The sequence below is a fragment of the Yersinia sp. 1252 StPb PI genome (assembly GCF_048593885.1).
Lineage (GTDB): Bacteria > Pseudomonadota > Gammaproteobacteria > Enterobacterales > Enterobacteriaceae > Yersinia > Yersinia enterocolitica_E.
Window position 1 is genome coordinate 1 of sequence record NZ_JAZGQE010000074.1, and the last position, 21240, is coordinate 21240.

Here is a 21240-nt window from a genome sequence, read left to right on the forward strand (position 1 = left end):
AAATAACCTTACATAAAATAGGATTTATTTAATTTGTTACCAAAGATGTGATCTCGATTGGATCATGAATACTCATTTATGGGTATATTTTGCTCGCGAATATACCTACAAATGGAATGGATAATGAAAAAAGTCACTTTGGCATTGTTAGCTGTAGCCGCTCTGGCTCCCACTGCGGCAAGCGCGCATCAAGCAGGCGATTATATTTTCCGGGCAGGGACAGCAACTGTCAGACCAAATGCCGGGTCTGATGATGTATTAGGTTACGGTTCCTTCAAAGCGGATAACAATACTCAGTTAGGGCTGACTTTCAGCTATCTGATTACTGATAACATCGGTGTAGAATTGCTGGCTGCCACGCCGTTCCGCCATAAAATTGGGCTGGAGGCAACCGGTACCATTGCTGAAGTTAAGCAATTGCCGCCAACCTTAATGGCGCAATACTATTTCCGCGATAAGCAAGACAAACTGCGCCCGTATCTGGGTATCGGCCTGAACTACACCACCTTCTTTGATGAGAAATTTAATAACACAGGGCAAGGTGCCGGTTTGACGGATTTAAGTGTTAAAGATTCGTGGGGTATTGCCGGGCAAGCGGGTATGGACTACATGGTCAGTGAAAACTGGATGCTGAATATGTCGGTCTGGTGGATGAATATCGAAACTGACGTGAAATTCAAAGCCGGGGGTGAAGAGCAAAGTATTCATACCCGTCTTGATCCATGGGTGTTTATGTTTGGCGCGGGCTATCGTTTCTAATTACCCTTTGTTCTTGACGTTGCAGGGGTGTTGGCTGCACTCACTTACCCGAATCACTGACCTGAGTCAGCTCATCGGGATGCGTTTGCTGGCTGCCTACCTGCAACGGCAATAACTTTGGGCAATACCCTTCGTCCTTGCCGCTACAGAGGGGCTGAGTTCACTCATCGGTGACAAAGGAGGCGCGAAGGGCGCCTCCGAACAGGGGATTATTTGATTTGCATTCTATCACTAACAGATTTCACCCCAGGTACGGTACGGGTGATCTGTACTGCACGGTTTGCATCCTGACGCGAACTAACAAAGCCGCTTAACTGGACCCGTCCTTTAAAGGTCTCAACACTGATTTCAGTAGATTTAAGATTCTTCTCACCCAGTAACGCCGATTTTACCTTGGTGGTCACCACAGTATCATCCAGGTATCCACCTGTGCCTTCAGATTTAGGTGTTGGTGCACAGGCTGCTACTGCCATTGCCATGATTACTACAATACATAAAGCTGAAAGGGTCTTAAAAAGCTTCATAAATTACTCTCCATGTTTGCCAATAATTTAACAGGACATTACGAAAAAAATAACTTGTTGAAAGCGTTATAAACACATATTGACGTCGTGCTACTGATCACTCATCGCATCCAAAATGTAAAGAAATGCTTAGGGCGTTACATAATTATTGGTTATGAATAGTGTTAATTCAAATTTGCAGCAGATATATAGCGTGGCAGGCGAGAAGTTCGAGCGAATATAGCGCCTGATCTGAACCGACAATCAGGCGCTGGTGGTGAGATTAGCCGCGAGTTGCCGCTTTCATTTCAGTCACAAAACGCGACAACTGGGCTAACATCTCAGCGGGCTGTGAGACATTATTTTCAATGATTTTTACAATCGCGGAGCCTGAAATCGCGCCGGCCGCACCGGCTGCCAGACTGGTCTTCACTTGTGCTGGCTGTGAAATACCAAAACCTTGTAGTGCTGGGGCGGCATTATATTCACGCAGTTTATCAATCAGATGATTTAGCGCAAGCTGACCGTGATTCTCAGCACCGGTGACACCCGCACGTGACAATAGATAGGTGTAACCACGGCCATGAGAAGCTATCTCGCGCAGTAAATCATCGTCCGCATTGGGTGGGCAGATAAAGATAGGCGCAATCCCATGGCGCAGTGCCGCTGCGCGGAACAGGGCTGACTCTTCAAAAGGTACGTCCGCAATGAGCACTGAATCGACACCGACAGCAGCACAACGCTGGTAGAAACTATCAATTCCATTGTGGAATACCAGATTTGCATACATCAGCAGGCCGATGGGAATAGCGGGGTGTTTTTTACGGATTTCCGCCAGCATTTCAAAGCAGATACCGGGTGTCACGCCAGCGGCAAAAGCACGCAATGCTGCATTTTGAATGGTTGGGCCATCTGCAAGTGGATCAGAGAATGGTATACCCAGCTCCAACGCATCGGCACCTGCCGCAATTAATGTATCAATAATCTCTAAAGATAGAGCCGGTGTTGGATCCCCTAGCTGTACGAAAGGAACAAATGCACCTTCTTTTTTGGCTGCCAACTGATTGAAAAGTTGCTGATAACGCTCCATTAAATCTCTCCCCGTGCTTTCAGAATATCGTGAACGGTGAAAATGTCTTTATCACCGCGCCCGGACAGATTCACTACCAATATCTGTTCTTTTTCCGGCGACGCTTTAATCATTTTTAAGGCATGGGCCAAGGCATGGGAGGATTCCAGTGCTGGAATAATCCCCTCTTTGCATGACAGCGCTTTAAAGGCATCCAGTGCTTCGTCATCGGTAACGGAAACATAATCAGCACGACCAATGCTATTTAAATAAGCATGCTGTGGCCCTACGGATGGGAAGTCTAATCCCGCAGAAATTGAGTAAGATTCTTCGATTTGGCCGTCACTGGTCTGCATCATCGGCGATTTCATGCCGAAATAGATGCCTACTTTACCGTGTTTGAGTGGTGCACCGTGCTGGCCGGTTTCAATACCCAACCCTGCTGGCTCAACACCAATCAGAGCAACACCTGGCTCATCGATAAAATCAGCAAACATACCAATCGCATTCGAGCCGCCACCGACGCATGCCAGCACCACATCCGGCAGACGGCCTTCCCGGGCTAACATCTGCGCTTTGGTTTCTTCGCCAATCATCCGTTGGAATTCACGCACGATAGTCGGGTAAGGGTGTGGGCCTGCTGCGGTTCCCAACATATAGTGGGCGGTTTCGTAACTGCCAGACCAATCGCGCAGTGCTTCATTACAGGCATCTTTCAAGGTGGAAGAACCGCTGTGCACTGGGATCACTTCAGCCCCCATCAGGCGCATACGGAACACGTTGGGTGACTGGCGCTCAATATCTTTGGCACCCATGTAAATACGGCATTTCAAGCCGAGCAGGGCGCAAGCCAGTGCTGACGCTACCCCATGTTGACCTGCGCCGGTTTCCGCAATGATTTCGGTTTTACCCATGCGTTTGGCCAATAAGGCCTGACCCAAAACCTGATTGGTTTTGTGCGCGCCGCCGTGCAGCAGGTCTTCACGTTTCAGGTATAACTTGGTTTTTGTCCCGGCGGTCAAATTCTGACACAGGGTTAGCGCGGTCGGGCGACCAGCATAGTTCTTTAACAGATCCTGAAATGCTGCCTGGAACTCAGGGTCCTGTTGAGCACTGACAAAAGCCTCTTCCAGTTGCTTCAATGCTGGCATCAAAATCTGCGGCACATACATGCCACCGAACTCGCCAAAATAAGGATTAAGTGTGGTCATTTTTCTGTCCTATGGGGTGACTAAAGTGTGTCCATGAATCATGAATAAAGTTAGCCAAAAATTATCCATCAGTAAGCGCGTAACGTCTGGAAAACAGCGGCGATCAGTTGTGAGTCTTTGATGCCGGGGGCACTTTCTACACCGGAATTGAAATCAAGACCGGCACAACCCAGTTGGGCTGCTGCACAACAGTTATCAGCGCTTAGCCCACCCGCCAGCAGCACATTATCCAGCGGTTGACCGGCCAGTAATGACCAGTCAAAGCGTTGACCGGTGCCACCGTTGCCGTGGTCCAGAACATAACGCTCGACATGTTGTGAGTTGCGTTGCGGTACACTATCGTCAACACGCAACGCCTGCCAAATTTGGCAACTGGCAGGCAGTATCGCGCGCAGTTGATTGATATAGCTCTGATCTTCTTGCCCGTGCAACTGCACTGCCACCAGCGACAGGCGCTCGGCTGTTTGCTGCACAGTTCCAATTTTGGCATCACGGAAGACGCCAACATACTTCAATGGTGCGCCGCTAATCACAGTCCGTGCTTTGGCGATATCCACATAACGCGGCGAACTACCAACAAAGATTAAACCACCATAGACGGCACCTGCTTGATAAGCTGCGGCGGCATCTTGAGCGCGGGTCAGGCCGCAGACTTTATTTTCACCGAGTAACACACGGCGCACCGCAGCATTGAGATCGGGTTCAGACATCAACGCGCTGCCAATCAGGAACCCGTTGGCAAAGTGACTCAGTTCGCGCACCTGTTGGTAATTATTAATACCTGATTCGCTAATAACCGTGACACCTTTTGGCAGCCGTGGGGCCAGTTCGCGGGTGCGATCAAGGCTTATCGACAAGTCACGCAGATCCCGGTTATTAATACCGACCACTTTGGCACCTAATGCAATCGCCCGATCCAGTTCTTCAGCATTACTGGCCTCGGTCAACACCCCCATATTCAGGCTGTGTGCTACGGCGGCCAGTTGGCGATAGCTGTCATCATCGAGCACCGATAGCATCAGTAAAATGGCGTCAGCCTGATAAAAACGCGCCAATTGAATCTGATAGGCGTCGATAATAAAGTCTTTACACAGCACCGGCTGAGTGACGGCAGCACTGACGAGTGGTAAGAAATCAAAGTTGCCTTGGAAGTACTTTTCATCGGTTAATACCGAGATGGCCGATGCATAATTTTTATAAACTGCTGCAATGTCTGCCGGATTAAAGTTTTCGCGGATAACCCCCTTGGACGGGGATGCCTTCTTACATTCCAGAATAAAAACGGTCTTACTGCCTTGCAGCGCGTGATAAAAGTCGCGCTGGCTCAGGGTAATATCGTTTTGAAAACTAGCCAGAGGCTGTTGCAATTTCCGAGCGGCAACCCAGATTTCCTTATCGTGCACAATGTGGTGGAGCACGGTTTTATTAAGCCCAGTTTCCTGCATGATTTATCCTCTCGCCGCCAGAGCGGTAACACAGTCAAAAGCCTGACCGCTGTGAATCATTTCCAATGCCTGCTGTGCGTTATGGCGCAGGTTTTCCTGACCGTGCAACTTCAGCAATAACGCCACGTTAGCCGCAACGGCTGCGGCGTGTGCCGGTTCACCTTTACCTTGTAACAACCGTGCTAAAATGTCACGGTTTTCTTCCGGTGCGCCGCCTTGTAATGCGCCCAGTGAATAACGGTTCAGACCAAAATCTTCCGGTGCTAATTCATAGCTTTCGATGCTGCCGTTATTCAGCTCAGCCACCTGAGTCGGTGCATGAATCGCCACTTCATCCATTCCCCCACCATGTACCACCGCAGCACGCTGGTAACCCAACACTTGTAGGGTTTGCGCGATGGGTAATACCAACTCAGGGCTGTAAACACCAATCAGCGCCAACGGCGGGCGAGCCGGATTGATTAATGGCCCCAACACATTAAACAGGGTGCGGGTCTTCAACTGCTGGCGAACCGGCATCGCGTGGCGAAAGCCAGTGTGATACTGCGGGGCAAACAGGAAACAAACTCCTAACTCATCTAAGGCTAATCTGGATTGTTCCGCGCTCATGTCCAGGCGAATACCAAATGCGGCCAGCAAGTCTGATGAACCGGAACGGCTGGAAACACTGCGATTGCCATGCTTGGCCACTTTTACGCCGCAACTGGCGGCAACAAAGGCGCTGGCGGTAGAGATATTGATACTGTTAGTGCCGTCACCCCCGGTACCAACGATATCGGCGAACAGGTAATCCGGGCGCGGGAAGGGCTGTGCATCCGCCAATAAGGCTTGCGCGGCGCCAGCTATTTCGGCAGGTGTTTCACCGCGTACTTTCATACTGATTAACGCCGCCGCCAATTGGCTCGCTTCCAGTTCACCTCGCACGATAGAGCTAAACAGGATTTGGCTTTCCGCTTGGGTCAGGGATTTAGCCTGAAACAGTTTTTCCAATAATAATTCTTTTGATAATAATAAGTTTTGCATCTTATAGTCCTTAATTACACCCTACCCAAAGAACATGGTGTTACAGGTGACAGCATGCGAGTAACGAATGTAGCTAACACCGCTACAGCTTCATGTGTGGAGGGCATAATGCCCAGTCCAGCGTCTGCTCAAGCAAACGGGCACCATGGGTGGTTAAAATAGATTCCGGGTGAAATTGGTAGCCACACACCCGATGTGCGTCATGGCGCACCGCCATGACCATCTCACCAAAACGGGCGTTAACAGTTAATTCTGTTGGGATATTGCTGCCCACTAATGAGTGGTAGCGGGCTACTGGCAGCGGATTCGGCATGCCTGCAAACATAGCTTGTCCATCGTGTTCAATGGCCGAGGCTTTGCCGTGCAGTATCTCTCCTGCCTGTCCTACATGGCCGCCATAAGCTTCGACAATGGCCTGGTGGCCAAGGCAAATACCGATAATCGGTAACTGGCCGCGTAAACGTTGCAATAATTCGGGCATACACCCCGCCTGTGCCGGTGTGCCAGGACCGGGCGAGAGCATCAGCACCGGTTGTTCGAGTTGTTGCAAGCGGGCGATAATGGTATCGGCGGCGATTTGGTTACGGTAAATCACCACCCGATGGCCACTGGAACGTAATTGGTCCACCAGGTTGTAAGTAAAGGAGTCAATATTATCGAGCAGCAAGATATCAGCCATTAGAAGATCTCCCTGGCATGGTGTGCGCTAGCAATTGCCCGCAGAACCGCACGTGCTTTATTGCGAGTTTCATCGGCTTCGGCCTGTGGAATGGAGTCAATCACCACACCGGCCCCCGCTTGGACCGTGGCGATACCGTCTTCGACATAAGCTGAGCGGATAACAATGCAGGTATCCAAATCGCCGTGTGCGGTAAAGTAACCCACCGCGCCACCGTAACTGCCCCGACGTGCGCCCTCACTGCCAGCAATCAATTGCATAGCGCGGACTTTCGGTGCGCCGCTCAGGGTGCCCATATTCATACAGGCTTGATAAGCATGCAGTACATCCAGATCCTGACGCAGCGTGCCCACTACGCGCGAGACCAAATGCATCACAAAGGAATAGCGGTCAACTTTAGTTAAATCGGCCACATAGCGGCTACCCGGCTCGCAGATGCGGGCTAAATCATTACGGGCTAAATCCACCAGCATCAGATGTTCAGCCAATTCTTTATGGTCAGTGCGCATCTCCAGCTCAATACGGCTGTCTAAATCGCGATCCAATTCACCATTGGCACGGCGGCCACGCGGGCGGGTACCGGCAATCGGGTAAATCTCAATCTGGCGGTTGGTGGCGTCATATTTCAGCGCACTTTCCGGTGAAGCACCAAACAGGGAGAATTCGTTATCCTGCATAAAGAACATATACGGGCTGGGATTATGGTCTTTCAATGTTTGGTATGCCGCCAGTGGTGAGGGGCAAGGCAGTGAGAAACGGCGTGAAGGAACAACTTGGAAAATTTCGCCTTCTCGGATTGCTATCTGTAATTGGGCCACCACTGCACCGTACTCGGCGTCTGATTGGTTACACTGTAACGCCATCTCAGGCACTGACTGGGCCGGGATCGGTTGTGGTGCTTGCTGTAGCTGGTGGCTAACTTGTTCTAACCGCTGGGTCAGACGCAAATGCTCGCTAGCGTCGGCGGTAAACAGACTGGCTTGCAACTGCGTCGAGCGATGCTGATGATCCAATATCAACAAGGTTTCGGCTAAATAGAAGCAGAAATCCGGGCAACGTTGGTCCTGGCGCAGCGGGGGTAAATTTTCAAAACCCGCCACCAAATCGTAAGCGAATAGACCACCAATGAATACGGCTTCCCGCTCAGCTATGGGTGCATCGACCAGTTTTAGTAGCAAACGTAGCGCATCAAAAACCGACAATGACTGTAAACGAGAGTCTTCATCTTGCACTTCGTTAATGATAGGGAAGGTTAATTCACGGCCATTCGGGCGCACTTGAATCTCTACTTGTGGCGGTAACACAGCATCTAACAGCGGTAATAACGACGCGCCATTGCGACTGAGTGCTTCAATCGTGACTTTCTGCTCAAGGGCGGTAATACGTAAAGCACTATCAATAATCAGCAGGCTTTTTAAGTTCTGTTTACTGGTCACTTCTGCGGATTCAAGCAGCAGAGTGGCTGGTCGTGCGCCGCAGAGCTGGTGAAACAGCGCGGTTGGGTCATCGCGGTAACACGCCGGGGTGCTCAGTAACTGTAATGTGGGGCGCGAAGTTTGCATCATTTATCTTTCCTGAAAAGTGATTACGCCGAAATCTGACCATAAAAAAGCCCGCTATTAGCGGGCTGAAGCAATCTGCATTGTCTGGTGACTGATATGCGTGATTACATCGCCCGAGAGAGGGAGATGTGCCACCAACGCAGTAAGGAAATCAGGGAAGTTTTCATTATCAGTCACTACTCTCTATGATTGCATTCAGTTTATTCCCCTTGCCCTTGAAGCCGCAGGGGGTTAGCTACATTCACTTGCTGTTAACTCAGACGTTTAAGTACTCCGTGAACTTGTGTACTAGTTAACTGGTTCACGAGGTAAATGTCAACCCTTGATTGATTGTTTTCTAACAAAGTCTGTGCGGTTATCTATTTCACTTTAATTTCGCTACGGTGGCAGAGCACGACTAAGTTTGATTAACGTTAGTGTGTTATTAACAGGTATGATAGCCCGCCACGCTTTTTCGGATTTTTGTTTTGGTTAATAAGACCATTTTGATAAATAAACCTGTTTTGACTGATAACACCACCTTATCTGATAGGGCCGATGCCGCCACATCAACGGCCTTTACACTTTATGATTTGCATAGCCATACCACTGCGTCGGACGGCTTGTTAACCCCTTCGGCACTGGTAATAAGAGCCGCACAGATGCGGGTAGGTGTTTTGGCTATTACCGATCACGATACCACCGCAGGGTTGGCTGAAGCCGCCGCCACCATTGCCCAGCAACAATTGGCACTACGGCTTATCCCTGGGGTGGAAATTTCTACATTATGGGAAAATCACGAGATCCATATTGTGGGATTAGGTATTGATACCCAGCATGCCAGTATTGGCAAATTATTGAGTGAGCAGTCCAACTATCGCTATATTCGGGCGCAGGAAATAAGCGCGCGACTGGAAAAAGCGCGGATTCCCGGTGCCTGGGACGGAGCTAACCGCTTGGCGGGGGGCGGACAGGTAACCCGTGGGCATTTTGCCCGCTATCTGGTGGAATTGGGGTTAGCGAGTAACGTTGGGCAGGTTTTTAAAAAGTATTTAGCCAAAGGCAAGACCGGTTATGTCCCCGCACAATGGTGTACAATAGAACAAGCTATTGAAGCAATTAAGCAATCTGGTGGGCAAGCGGTACTGGCGCATCCGGGTCGTTACGATTTAACCGCCAAATGGTTGAAACGTTTATTAGCCCATTTTGCCGAACATGGCGGTGATGCCATGGAAGTTGCCCAGTGCCAACAAGCCCCCCATGAACGAGCGCAGCTTGCACAGTATGCGCGCGACTATAATTTACTGGCATCCCAGGGATCTGATTTCCATCAGCCTTGCGCCTGGATTGAATTGGGCCGCAAATTGTGGCTGCCCGCAGGGGTGGAACCAGTATGGCGTGATTGGCCTGTAGAGCCAGCTAACGCGAACGTTGAATGATGAGGTAGTGTCATGAGTCAATTTTTTTATATACACCCGGAAAACCCTCAGCCGCGACTGATCAACCAAAGTGTTGATGTGTTACGCAAGGGCGGGGTGGTGGTTTACCCGACAGATTCTGGTTATGCCCTTGGCTGCCGTTTAGAAGATAAAGCGGCAATGGAACGAATTTGCCGAATCCGCCAATTAGATGGTAATCATAACTTCACACTGGTGTGCCGTGATTTGTCGGAGTTATCGACTTATGCATATGTTGATAATTCAGCGTTTCGACTGATCAAAAATAATACCCCGGGTAATTACACCTTTATATTGAAGGCGACGAAAGAAGTCCCTCGGCGTTTGATGAATGACAAACGTAAAACTATTGGTTTACGTGTGCCTTCTAACCCTATTGCGCTGGCGTTGCTGGATGTATTAGGCGAGCCTTTGATGTCGACGACATTGATGCTACCGGGTAATGACTTTGCTGAATCCGACCCGGAAGAGATCAAAGACCATCTCGGTAAGCAAGTGGATTTAATCATCCATGGCGGTTCATTAGGGCAGCAACCCACTACAGTTATTGACCTGACTGATTCCTCTCCTGAAGTTATTCGTGAAGGAGCGGGGGACGCCACACCGTTCCGCTAAATATCTTTATATCTGGGGTGTTGGATACGGCATAACCGAAAGGTACCGCTATCCAACCCAGATGACATGCTCAATCGCCGGTGTTAGAAGGCATATTTCACACTAAGCCCGCCAGCTACACCTTCGCGTTTTCCGCTGTAACCTGACAGTTTCAGGTCCATAGACAGATTCTTTTCTTTAGTCGGCGTAATGCGAATGCCCACTTCAGCAATGCCCGTGCTCCCTTTAACGCCAGCAGAATCGATATTGTCCCCATCGATAGTCCCCTTGGCTTTACCATCAAATTCATATTCATAGGCAACCCCGCTGATAACATCCAGTTTCGGTGTGGCATGATAGGTGACAGTAACGCCGGTATTAACACGCTGTGAGTTCAACGCCGAAAACGTCAGCTTCTCATTCTGGGAATTAGTGACACTGTCACTGCCTACTCGAGTCGACAGAATACTGGCATGGGTGTCTAGTTTCACCGCCGGCGTCATGGCATAGCGATAGCCGGTTTTCAGCTGCCCGCTGACATAAGGTGACGCGCTGTCATAATGGCTCGCAACCCCGCCATTCACACCGAAATCAGCAGAAGAGAAATCGCTGGATACGCGGCCTGCACGCAGAGAACTGTTGAGGTAAATAGCGTTAGTGAATGCATAGTTGGCAATAATACCAGCACCTTTATAGTCGACATTTCCGTTACTTTTTACACTGGCCAATCCGCTAAAATCATTATAGGCGTCATAGCTACCCCAGCCGGCTTCAAACAGGCCACCGAGGGTGAGTTGCCCCAGATTCTTAGTGATGCCGGTGGTCAAAGCAAAGCTATCCATATCAATGTGGGAACCGGTGTTGTAACGGCTCTTGCTGCCGGAGGTCAGACCAAATAGCGCCACCTCATTGTCATCACGCTTGAGCTGTGCGGTATCTAACCCGGCAAGCAGGTCGCTGCCTTGGTTGATCAACAGCATGCCTGGCAGGCGGCCTTCCAAATAGGCTTTAGTCTGTGGATTTACCTCAAAACCGGTAATCGGGCTGCTTTCCCGGCTTAATTGGGTTACGCCATCTAACGACGCTTTTACTGCATCATTTTCCCGATACACTCTGATATCAGCCAGTTTTGCCGTACCCATCGTGACTTTTTGCGTGTTATTTAACGTCGCTTCACCCCCAGTGACATTTGAGATAAGCGTAATAGCATCACCCTTGACCAGGCCGCTGTCCTTACTGATACCGGTCACTGCAATAGCCGCATTGTCGATATTGGCCGCGTTAGTCAACGCAATCAAAACATCATTATTTTTAATATTGTTGTTGAGATAAAAATTATAAAAGGCAAAATTACCCATCTTATTCAGAGTGATAGGGTTAGCGGCAAAGTTAAAGGTATTGCCGCTGAAAGCATCACCATATGAGGTTGCGATACCGTCGAACATATCCGCATACCCCCCCCATATTTCACTGCTATTGGCGTTAAACACCGGAGTGCCTGACAGCGTAATGGTGTTATTGATTGCCGTGGCATTCTCAGGTGTTGGCGCGCCACCAAAGCTTGATGCATAGCCGCCATAAATAAGGCCACTGAATACACCGCCATTCAGCGTAAGAGTGTTGGTATTACTTTTTACCCTGATACTGCTACTTTCCCCTGGGGTTATTTGGTCAATCATGGTGATGGCTTCTGCGTAGCCACCATAAATGGAACCGATAAATGAACCATCATTAATAACAATGGTATTGCCACTGCTTGAGGCGCTGGCGTTTGCCTGAGTTTTATCTACGTTGTTAGTGCCATAGGCAAAAGCAAACACATTGGTATAGGCATATCCACCATGGACAGGGCCATTAAACGAACCGCCATTAATTGTAATGTTGTTGGTATCACTGGTTGCGCGTGCATCAACCAAACTTCTGGCGATACTGTCAGTACCGTAGGCGTTTGCAAAAGCATTGCCATTGGTAACAGAATAACCGCCGTAAATATCACTCTTGAACACACCATTGTTAATAATAATCGTATTCATATTACTGCTGGCGTTTGCATAGACATCACTTTCGGCAATGCGATTTATCGCCATAGCGCTTACCATGGCATCGCTATTGGCATCGGCACTGGCATAACCGCCATAAATATCGCCATTAAATAAACCATTATTAACGATAACGGTATTATTATTACTTGCCCCATTAGCATCAGCACGGCTTATAACCGCGTTAGTATTACTTACGTTAGACGTTGATGCGACAGCATCAGCAGACCCGCCAAGAATAGATTGCAATGTGGCGGATACGGGCGTATCGACAGTAACAGTATACCCGGAGGCATCGGTACTCTCTGAACCCTCCGCCAATGCGCCAATAATATCAGTACTTGAGGCTGTAGTGACCGTACAGGCACTATCAGTCGATGTTCTGGCGGGGTCGTTACACTCAATAGCATAAGCACTAGAGGCCGCACCGGTCATTAACGTTGCCATCAGGCAGCGGGTAATAATATTTAATTTTTGGATTGTAATAGGTTTCATATAGATGAATACATCCTGGTGATAATAATGATTACAAGAAAGATAAAATCGAAATAAGAAAACGAAATAGAAATAAGAGACGAGAAATTGAGAAAAGAAAGGCTTGGTTTTTAATCGGGTTTAAACTCGCCTTATCGAGTTGGAATTAACACTGCAGATGGCAGTTGATGGAGTACAGTTTAAATTGATTTAGATCACAAAATAATCAGACAAGCATCCGATCGGTGTAGGATTATTCTTGTATTGCACGATTTTTATCCATTTTGGCCATGGCACTGTAGATCTCTGAGCAAGTAAAAGGGAGGGCAGACACTTTTTGAATCCTTGAGTGTGAAATTAGTGTAATATGTCGGGTCACGAACCAGCGTGTGAGTCCGCCTGCACCCTTTTTAGTGCGCCATGCTGTGTTCTAAAATGTATTACAATCAGTGAGTTTTGCTTGATTGTGAGCTTAACTTATTGATTACAATATATAACTCGACGCCTGTGAAGGCGACATTAGAGGTTGCTCAATGAGCGAGAAGTCAGAAAACCAAAAATTACCAAACTCAAAGCCACAAAGCCCTAAACCGCAGGGCGATAAAATTGTGGGTGAAAAATTACAGAAAATCTTGGCACGCGCCGGTCATGGCTCGCGTCGGGAAATCGAAACCATTATCCAACAAGGCCGTGTCAGCGTTGATGGTAAAATATCAACGCTGGGTGATCGTGTTGAAGTCACTCAGGCCACCAAAATTCGCCTCGATGGTCATCTTCTTTCTATTAAAGAATCTGAAGAGGCTGTTTGCCGTGTTCTGGCGTATTACAAGCCGGAAGGTGAACTCTGTACCCGTAATGATCCCGAAGGTCGCCCAACAGTATTCGATCGTTTACCTAAACTGCGCGGTTCGCGCTGGGTGGCGGTAGGCCGTCTGGACGTTAATACGTCAGGTTTATTATTGTTCACTACTGACGGTGAACTTGCCAACCGTCTGATGCACCCAAGCCGTGAAGTTGAACGCGAATATGCCGTGCGGGTGTTTGGTCAAATCGATGACGAAAAAATCAAACAACTTAGCCGTGGCGTGCAGTTGGAAGATGGTCCAGCGGCTTTCCGCACCATTAGCTTCCAAGGCGGAGAGGGGATTAACCAGTGGTATAACGTTACGTTGACCGAAGGGCGCAACCGTGAAGTTCGCCGCTTGTGGGAAGCTGTTGGCGTGCAGGTTAGCCGTCTGATTCGTGTGCGTTATGGTGATATTAATTTGCCGAAGGGCCTGCCACGGGGTGGCTGGACCGAATTGGATCTGAAGGCAACCAACTACTTGCGTGAGTTGGTCGAATTGGATTCTGAAACTGTCAGTAAACTGCCGGTTGAGAAAGACCGACGCCGGGTTAAAGCCAATCAAATCCGTCGTGCGGTTAAACGCCATACTGAAGTTGCTGGCCGTCAGGTCGCGGGTCGTCAAGGTTCTGCTCGTAAAAGTTCTACTCGTCAAAATACGGGTAATGCAGCGCCAGCAGCAACGACGGCTCGACGCGGATCTAACAAGCGCGGGTAATTTGTCTAATGGGGAGGGATCATTTTCTCCCCATCATTGATGTTAAGCCTTCACATCCCTTCCTCTGCTATTGAGTTGCTTCCTAAAGTATAAAAAATCATCACCCATCTATTGGGTAGTATTATATTTCTATAATAAATGGTTTTACAGCATATACATATCATCAACCAGGATGAGATACCGCTAGTCGCTAAATATTCGGCGTGACTATATTGCTCTTGGGGAATACCCTCGGATTTAAAATCTCAGGAGCATTAATATGAAAAAGTCTCTGTTAACTACCAGCGCGGCTATTTTATTTGTCGTCGGCACCGGATTCTCATCTGTAACTTATGCTTGTGCTGGGCCTCACTCTCACTATGGCGACAATTGCGAAAACACCTGTGGCCCGCTCCCTGAACCATTGAAAACAATCTGCTATTTTGGCAGCACACAACACAAAGCGCAGTCGTCAAGCCAAGTGGTCCCTGGGATGGCAACACTAACTCCCGCCATTGGGACATTGACCCCGTCAAAAATACCCATGATCCCTCTAGAGAAGTAATTTGGAAAACTGAGTTTGCCAATAGGGACCGTAAGTTTAGATCTCATTATATATAGCGAAAAATGCCGCAGATATTGCCTCTGCGGCATTTCATTGGTTTGCATGAATACTGCGAATTACCAGTCAATACCTTGTTGTGCTTTAATTCCGGCATCAAAAGCATGTTTGACCGGGCGTAATTCACTGACGGTATCGGCCATTTCCAACAAATCGCGGTGGCAGCCACGGCCAGTAATAATCACGGTTTGATGGGCAGGGCGCTGTTTGAGGGCGGTGATGACCTCATCAAGTGGCAGATAGTCATAGGCGACCATATAAGTCAGTTCATCCAGCACCACTAAATCCAGGCTTGGGTCTGCCAACATGCGCAAACCGTGCTGCCAAACACCTTGGCAGGCGGCAGTGTCAGTTTCTCTATTCTGAGTATTCCAGGTAAAACCAGTCGCCATAACCTGAAATTCGACCCCATGCTGTTGCAGCAGGTTTTTCTCACCGTTAGGCCATTCACCTTTAATAAACTGAATCACCCCTGCTTTCAGACCATGCCCGACCGCACGGGTCACAGTGCCAAATGCTGCGGTGGTCTTGCCTTTACCGTTACCGGTAAAAACAATCATGATACCGCGTGTTTCTTGTGCTGCCGCAACCCGTGATTCAACCTTTTCTTTTATTTTTTGTTGGCGCTGCTGGTGGCGTTCTTCAGACATAACATGTTCCTTTATTCTGCGGGGCCGGCTTTACGGCCGGGTTGTGCATCGAAACTGATGCCGGTTTTTCTGCGGCTATCATCGCTCATGAGATAAAGATATAGCGGCATAATATCAGCAGGTGTTTTTAATTTAGTTGTATCTTCGTCAGGGAAGGCGGATGCCCGCATCTGAGTTCGGGTGCCGCCCGGGTTAATACAATTCACCCGCAAATTGCTGTGTTTATATTCTTCTGCAAGCACTTGCATCATGCCTTCGGTGGCGAATTTGGATACGGCATAAGCGCCCCAGCCGGAACGACCCTGGCGACCCACGCTAGAACTGGTGAATACCAGCGAGGCGCTGTGGGATTTCAACAGTAGCGGTAAAAGTGCCTGGGTAAGCATAAATGTCGCATTTACATTCACTTGCATCACATCCTGCCAGACGGCTATATTTTGCTCTGCCATCGGAACGATATCACCTAATAAACCGGCATTATGCAACACACCATCCAGATGAGAAACATGCTGACTTAGGGTATCTGCTAGCTGCTGGCAATCTTGTTGCGTTGCATGTAATAGGTCAAGTGGCAGTGTTAAAGCGGGCAACCCTTGAGCCTCAGCTATCTGTTGCTGTACCGCTATTAATTTACTTTCAGTCCGGCCAACTAACACCAGGCGAGCACCAAAACGGGCATAGGTCAGTGCCGCTTCGCGACCAATACCATCGCCTGCTCCCGTCACCAGTATAGTGCGGTTATTGAGCAGATCGTCTTTAGGTTGATAATGCATAATTATTCCTCTTACTGGCGGCGAATATTTTATTCAGGCATGCCGCGATATCTCTTACATTCTTATATTTAAGCGAAACCAATGCAATTTTTCATTTGCGCAAGACGGCAGCTTACGGGTTCGCTAGAATGCAGGTATCTCTCTAATAGCAGATGAATAAAGGCGGTATTTGTGGAGTTAATTTCTCTGTACGGACTGTTTCTAGCCAAAGTAGTGACGATTGTGGTCGCCATTGGTGCGGTAGTGTTACTGGTTGTCAGCCAAGGGATGAGAAAACAAGGGCAACGGGGTGAATTGAATCTGGTTGATCTGGGTGAGCAATATAAGGAAATTCAGCGGGAAATGCGGCTGGCGCGCATGAGTCATGCAGAACAAAAAAACTGGAGCAAAGAGTTTAAGAAGCAGCAAAAAGCGGATCAAAAGCTGAAGAAACAGCGCGCCAAAGCCGGTGCGGTGGCAGCGGTAAAACCCTGCCTATATGTAATTGATTTTAAAGGTAGCATTGATGCACATGAAGTGACGTCGTTGCGTGAAGAGATTTCTGCGGTTCTGGCGGTTGCTAGCGCGCAAGATGAAGTGCTGCTGCGACTCGAAAGCCCTGGTGGCGTAGTACATGGTTATGGTTTAGCCGCCTCGCAATTGGAGCGCTTGCGCCATAAAGGGATTCGCCTGACGGTGGCGGTCGATAAAGTAGCTGCCAGTGGGGGATATATGATGGCCTGTGTGGCTGATCGTATTATTAGTGCACCATTCGCCATTATTGGTTCTATCGGTGTTGTGGCCCAAATCCCGAACTTCCACCGCTTGCTAAAAAAGAATGATATTGATGTAGAACTGCATACTGCTGGTGAGTTTAAACGCACACTGACATTATTTGGTGAGAATACTGAACAAGGGCGCGAGAAATTCCGTGAAGATCTGAATGAAACGCACCTGTTATTCAAACAGTTCGTACAGCAACAGCGGCCCTCTCTGGACATCGATGCGGTTGCGACCGGTGAACACTGGTTTGGTACCCAAGCCAAAGAGAAAGGGTTGGTTGATGCCATTGGTACCAGTGATGATTTATTGATTGCCGAAATGGATAATCATGAAGTTATTGGTGTGCGTTATTCACGACGCAAACGTCTGATGGATCGTTTTACCGGCAGCGCGGCAGAAAGTGCTGACCGTCTATTATTACGCTGGTGGCAGCGCGGCGAAAAACCCCTTTTATAATCTGAGAGCATAGGGTTTTTAGTGAAGGAAGGCAGGGGGCTTAGCCCCCTGTTATTTGTGACTCAATGGCTAAACTAGCCATGTAATAATGGGAGGAGTCACCGGCAATTAATCGATTAAATGGTATTTAGCTGACAAAACATGAGCCAAATGTTTAAACATATTAAATACTGCGGTTGTTTTCGCTGTCGGTAAACCGTCTGCATCCAGGAAAAACTCGCCGCGAAATACCAATACTGGCCCTTTTTGTTCAACCTCAGTTGCCTGCATCCCATGCATATAATCTTCGTGCTGGCGAATAATCTTATTAGCCTCTGCCAATAATTTATTACGCTCAATCGGTGCTGTGTTTCCGTGCATTATATCTCCTTACTACAATGTAATTTCTCTCACTATTGTACTGCGGGTTAGCATTTGTTCGCAAACCGGCTAAGGTTTATTCGAGCCTCTGGCTGTTTTGTCGCCGTGATTGGATAAATTCATATTCCTCGCTAATTAGGTTGCGTAGCGCTTTTTATCAGGTACAGTGTGGGATTTTATACTATTAGGTGGAAGGTTTTGTTGACGCCATGAGGCAGAATTCGCTGCTGTAGTGCTGGGTGTAGGCAAAAATTTTGAGGGATCGAGGGGTCGTCAGGTAAGACTCGGCAGGCGCATTTATGGCTCCGATCAAAAAAACAGGTTGATCTCCTGAGAAAGTACCGCAATATAAAAAAGAGATTCAGAATGCCGCGGTACGGCAAGATAAAAACCTTCTTTTAGAAGAAATAATTTAGGTAAAGGTCATTATGGGTAAAGCCCTCGTAATAGTTGAGTCCCCGGCAAAAGCCAAAACTATTAATAAATACTTAGGGAATAACTACGTGGTTAAGTCCAGTGTCGGTCACATTCGTGATTTGCCGACCAGTGGATCAGCCAGTAAGAAGAGCGCTAACTCAACTGAAGATAAAGCCAAGAAAACCGACAAGCCCAAGACTAAAGTAAAGAAAGACGAAAAGGTTGCGTTAGTGAACCGTATGGGCGTCGATCCTTATCATGGCTGGAAAGCGCAGTACGAAATTTTGCCCGGCAAAGAAAAAGTGGTTGCCGAGCTGAAAGCATTAGCCGAAAACGCTGACCACATCTATCTCGCAACCGACCTTGACCGCGAAGGAGAGGCAATTGCCTGGCATTTGCGGGAAGTGATTGGTGGTGATGATAAGCGCTTTAGCCGTGTGGTTTTCAACGAAATCACCAAAAACGCCATCCAGCAGGCGTTTAATCAACCGGGTGAATTGAATATCAACCGGGTTAATGCCCAGCAAGCTCGTCGCTTTATGGACCGGGTTGTGGGTTATATGGTCTCCCCGCTGCTCTGGAAAAAAATTGCTCGTGGCCTGTCTGCTGGTCGAGTGCAATCAGTGGCAGTGCGCTTAGTTGTTGAGCGTGAACGGGATATCAAAGCATTCGTTCCCGAAGAGTACTGGGAGCTGCATGCTGACTTGCTGGCGAAAGGTGAAGTTCCGATTCAAATGGAAGTCACCCATGCCCATGACAAGCCGTTTAAACCGGTAAATCGCGAGCAGACGCATGCTGCACTGAAATTACTGGAAAATGCGCGCTATAAGGTGCTGGATCGTGAAGATAAACCGACCAGTAGCAAGCCCGGCGCGCCGTTTATTACCTCCACCTTGCAGCAGGCTGCCAGTACCCGTCTGAGTTTTGGTGTGAAAAAAACCATGATGATGGCGCAGCGCTTGTATGAAGCAGGTCATATCACCTATATGCGTACTGACTCCACCAATTTAAGTCAGGATGCGCTGACCATGGTGCGTGATTATATTGGCGACAATTTCGGTGATAAGTATCTGCCATCAGCGCCTAATCAGTACAGCAGCAAAGAAAATTCGCAAGAAGCGCATGAAGCTATTCGCCCTTCAGATGTGAGTGTGATTGCTGAGCAGTTAAAAGATATGGAAGCCGACGCCCAGAAGCTGTACCAACTGATTTGGCGTCAGTTTGTGGCTTGCCAGATGACACCAGCTAAGTATGACTCCACCACGTTGACCGTGCAGGCTGGCGATTTCCAACTGCGGGCGAAAGGGCGTACTCTGCGCTTTGATGGTTGGACTAAGGTGATGCCTGCGCTACGTAAAGGCGATGAAGACCGCACTTTACCGGTAATTGAAGTGGGCAGTGATTTGGATTTGCAAAAACTTATCCCAAGCCAACACTTCACCAAGCCGCCAGCACGTTACAGCGAAGCATCACTGGTAAAAGAGTTGGAAAAACGGGGTATTGGCCGTCCATCCACATATGCATCAATCATTTCGACCATTCAGGATCGTGGTTATGTGCGGGTAGAAAACCGCCGTTTCTATGCTGAGAAAATGGGTGAAATCGTTACTGACCGGTTAGAAGAAAACTTCCGCGAATTGATGAATTACGATTTTACCGCGCGCATGGAAAGTGGCCTGGATCAGGTTGCCAACGATCAGGCCGAGTGGAAAGCTGTACTGGATGGTTTCTTTGCCGAATTCAGCGAGCAGCTTGAAAAAGCAGAGAAAGATCCTGAAGAGGGCGGTATGCGCCCGAATCAGATGGTGATGACCAGCATCGACTGCCCAACCTGTGGCCGTCAGATGGGGATTCGCACCGCCAGTACCGGTGTGTTCCTTGGGTGTTCTGGTTATGCATTGCCGCCTAAAGAGCGCTGCAAAACCACGATCAATCTGGTACCCGAAGCTGAGATTCTCAATGTCCTTGAGGGTGATGATGCGGAAACTAACGCATTACGCGCCCGCCGCCGTTGCCAGAAATGTGGTACGGCAATGGATAGCTATCTCATCGATAACCAACGTAAATTGCATGTTTGCGGTAATAACCCTGCGTGTGATGGTTACGAGATAGAAGAGGGCGAGTTCCGTATCAAAGGGTATGAAGGCCCGATTGTTGAGTGCGAGAAATGTGGTTCTGAAATGCATCTGAAAATGGGGCGTTTTGGCAAGTACATGGGCTGCACCAATGACGAGTGTAAGAATACCCGTAAAATCTTGCGCAGTGGTGAAGTCGCGCCACCTAAAGAAGATCCGGTACCGTTGCCAGAACTGCCTTGTGAGAAGTCAGATGCCTATTTCGTGTTGCGAGACGGTGCTGCAGGCGTGTTCCTGGCTGCGAATACCTTCCCTAAGTCGCGCGAAACCCGTGCGCCGTTAGTCGAAGAGTTAGTTCGCTTCAAAGATCGTTTACCTGAAAAATTACGTTATCTGGCTGATGCGCCCGTGGCGGATAAAGAAGGTAATAAAACCATGGTACGTTTTAGCCGTAAAACCAAACAACAGTATGTTTCATCCGAGAAAGATGGCAAAGCCACGGGTTGGTCTGCTTTCTATATCGATGGAAAATGGGTTGAAGCGAAAAAATAAGTGGTTAAATCGATCGGAGTACACTTAAGCCTAGAGTACACCTAAGCCTATAGTGCGGTGCTCCGGTAGCACAAAAAAACCCAGCCTCAATGGCTGGTTTTTTTATTGGGCTAATCCACTCAAGTGCTTTATAGTCTTAGTTAATCCGCTAAAGTTATTACACTTTGGCTACTGTCTGCATTTATCAAAAAAATACTATTATTTTTAGGCTGATATACTGTAATACCAGGTCCGAAGG

19 protein-coding genes and 1 other annotated feature are annotated in these 21240 nt (G+C 48.4%); of the genes, 7 read left to right on the plus strand and 12 right to left on the minus strand.

What is annotated here, in order from left to right:
* The first annotated feature begins 123 nt into the window (after positions 1-123).
* The gene (gene ompW, locus V2A85_RS12410) at positions 124-759 is read left to right on the plus strand and encodes an outer membrane protein OmpW (protein WP_372558968.1); all 636 of its coding nucleotides are present in this window, start codon (positions 124-126) and stop codon (positions 757-759) included.
* Positions 760-968: 209 nt separating this feature from the next.
* Here ompW and V2A85_RS12415 read toward each other — a convergent pair whose 3' ends face one another.
* The 8 genes from V2A85_RS12415 to trpL form a co-directional block, all read right to left on the minus strand.
* Positions 969-1283: a BON domain-containing protein gene (locus V2A85_RS12415; RefSeq protein ID WP_083158929.1), complete on the minus strand. Its 315-nt coding sequence runs from the start codon at positions 1281-1283 to the stop codon at positions 969-971.
* Between the two features lie 262 nt (positions 1284-1545).
* Positions 1546-2352, minus strand: coding sequence for a tryptophan synthase subunit alpha (trpA, locus tag V2A85_RS12420; RefSeq protein WP_372558969.1), 807 nt, complete (start codon positions 2350-2352; stop codon positions 1546-1548).
* On the minus strand, positions 2352-3542 hold the full coding sequence (gene trpB, locus V2A85_RS12425; RefSeq protein WP_372558970.1) for a tryptophan synthase subunit beta: 1191 nt from the start codon (positions 3540-3542) through the stop codon (positions 2352-2354). Before trpB ends, trpA begins: the two co-directional genes overlap by 1 nt.
* Positions 3543-3610: 68 nt before the next feature.
* On the minus strand, positions 3611-4987 hold the full coding sequence (gene trpCF, locus V2A85_RS12430) for a bifunctional indole-3-glycerol-phosphate synthase TrpC/phosphoribosylanthranilate isomerase TrpF (protein ID WP_420071547.1): 1377 nt from the start codon (positions 4985-4987) through the stop codon (positions 3611-3613).
* 3 nt (positions 4988-4990) lie between these two features.
* On the minus strand, positions 4991-6010 hold the full coding sequence (trpD, locus tag V2A85_RS12435) for an anthranilate phosphoribosyltransferase (RefSeq protein WP_372558972.1): 1020 nt from the start codon (positions 6008-6010) through the stop codon (positions 4991-4993).
* Positions 6011-6092: 82 nt separating this feature from the next.
* On the minus strand, positions 6093-6689 hold the full coding sequence (locus V2A85_RS12440) for a glutamine amidotransferase-related protein (RefSeq protein WP_083158925.1): 597 nt from the start codon (positions 6687-6689) through the stop codon (positions 6093-6095).
* Entirely contained in the window at positions 6689-8251 is a 1563-nt protein-coding gene (locus V2A85_RS12445) for an anthranilate synthase component 1 (protein WP_420071553.1), read from the minus strand. Before V2A85_RS12445 ends, V2A85_RS12440 begins: the two co-directional genes overlap by 1 nt.
* A gap of 41 nt (positions 8252-8292) precedes the next feature.
* Positions 8293-8394: a sequence feature (Trp leader region), on the minus strand.
* A complete protein-coding gene (gene trpL, locus V2A85_RS12450) occupies positions 8356-8418 on the minus strand; it encodes a trp operon leader peptide (protein ID WP_002227930.1) in 63 nt (20 codons plus the stop codon). It overlaps the preceding feature by 39 nt.
* A 336-nt stretch (positions 8419-8754) precedes the next feature.
* On the opposite strand from trpL, the gene rnm reads away from it, so the two are divergent.
* The gene (rnm, locus tag V2A85_RS12455; protein ID WP_372559900.1) at positions 8755-9669 is read left to right on the plus strand and encodes an RNase RNM; all 915 of its coding nucleotides are present in this window, start codon (positions 8755-8757) and stop codon (positions 9667-9669) included.
* 12 nt (positions 9670-9681) lie between these two features.
* Positions 9682-10302: an L-threonylcarbamoyladenylate synthase gene (locus tag V2A85_RS12460; protein WP_005191561.1), complete on the plus strand. Its 621-nt coding sequence runs from the start codon at positions 9682-9684 to the stop codon at positions 10300-10302.
* A gap of 83 nt (positions 10303-10385) precedes the next feature.
* On the opposite strand, the gene V2A85_RS12465 is transcribed toward V2A85_RS12460, so the two are convergent.
* Positions 10386-12815: an autotransporter domain-containing protein gene (locus V2A85_RS12465; protein ID WP_420071548.1), complete on the minus strand. Its 2430-nt coding sequence runs from the start codon at positions 12813-12815 to the stop codon at positions 10386-10388.
* 512 nt (positions 12816-13327) lie between these two features.
* Between V2A85_RS12465 and rluB the strand changes: the two genes are divergently transcribed.
* Positions 13328-14356, plus strand: a complete 1029-nt coding sequence (gene rluB / locus V2A85_RS12470; protein ID WP_372558974.1) for a 23S rRNA pseudouridine(2605) synthase RluB — start codon at positions 13328-13330, stop codon at positions 14354-14356.
* Positions 14357-14615: 259 nt separating this feature from the next.
* Entirely contained in the window at positions 14616-14900 is a 285-nt protein-coding gene (locus tag V2A85_RS12475; protein ID WP_420071549.1) for a hypothetical protein, read from the plus strand.
* Positions 14901-15016: 116 nt separating this feature from the next.
* Here V2A85_RS12475 and cobO read toward each other — a convergent pair whose 3' ends face one another.
* Positions 15017-15607: a cob(I)yrinic acid a,c-diamide adenosyltransferase gene (gene cobO / locus V2A85_RS12480; RefSeq protein ID WP_145606056.1), complete on the minus strand. Its 591-nt coding sequence runs from the start codon at positions 15605-15607 to the stop codon at positions 15017-15019.
* Positions 15608-15618: 11 nt separating this feature from the next.
* The gene (locus V2A85_RS12485) at positions 15619-16380 is read right to left on the minus strand and encodes a YciK family oxidoreductase (RefSeq protein WP_420071550.1); all 762 of its coding nucleotides are present in this window, start codon (positions 16378-16380) and stop codon (positions 15619-15621) included.
* 171 nt (positions 16381-16551) lie between these two features.
* Between V2A85_RS12485 and sohB the strand changes: the two genes are divergently transcribed.
* Entirely contained in the window at positions 16552-17598 is a 1047-nt protein-coding gene (gene sohB / locus V2A85_RS12490; protein WP_083158918.1) for a protease SohB, read from the plus strand.
* 108 nt (positions 17599-17706) lie between these two features.
* On the opposite strand, the gene V2A85_RS12495 is transcribed toward sohB, so the two are convergent.
* Positions 17707-17958 (minus strand): YciN family protein, encoded by a 252-nt coding sequence (locus tag V2A85_RS12495; protein WP_420071551.1) that lies wholly within the window; start codon positions 17956-17958, stop codon positions 17707-17709.
* 428 nt (positions 17959-18386) lie between these two features.
* On the opposite strand from V2A85_RS12495, the gene topA reads away from it, so the two are divergent.
* The gene (gene topA / locus V2A85_RS12500) at positions 18387-21002 is read left to right on the plus strand and encodes a type I DNA topoisomerase (RefSeq protein ID WP_420071552.1); all 2616 of its coding nucleotides are present in this window, start codon (positions 18387-18389) and stop codon (positions 21000-21002) included.
* The last annotated feature ends 238 nt before the right edge of the window (positions 21003-21240 follow it).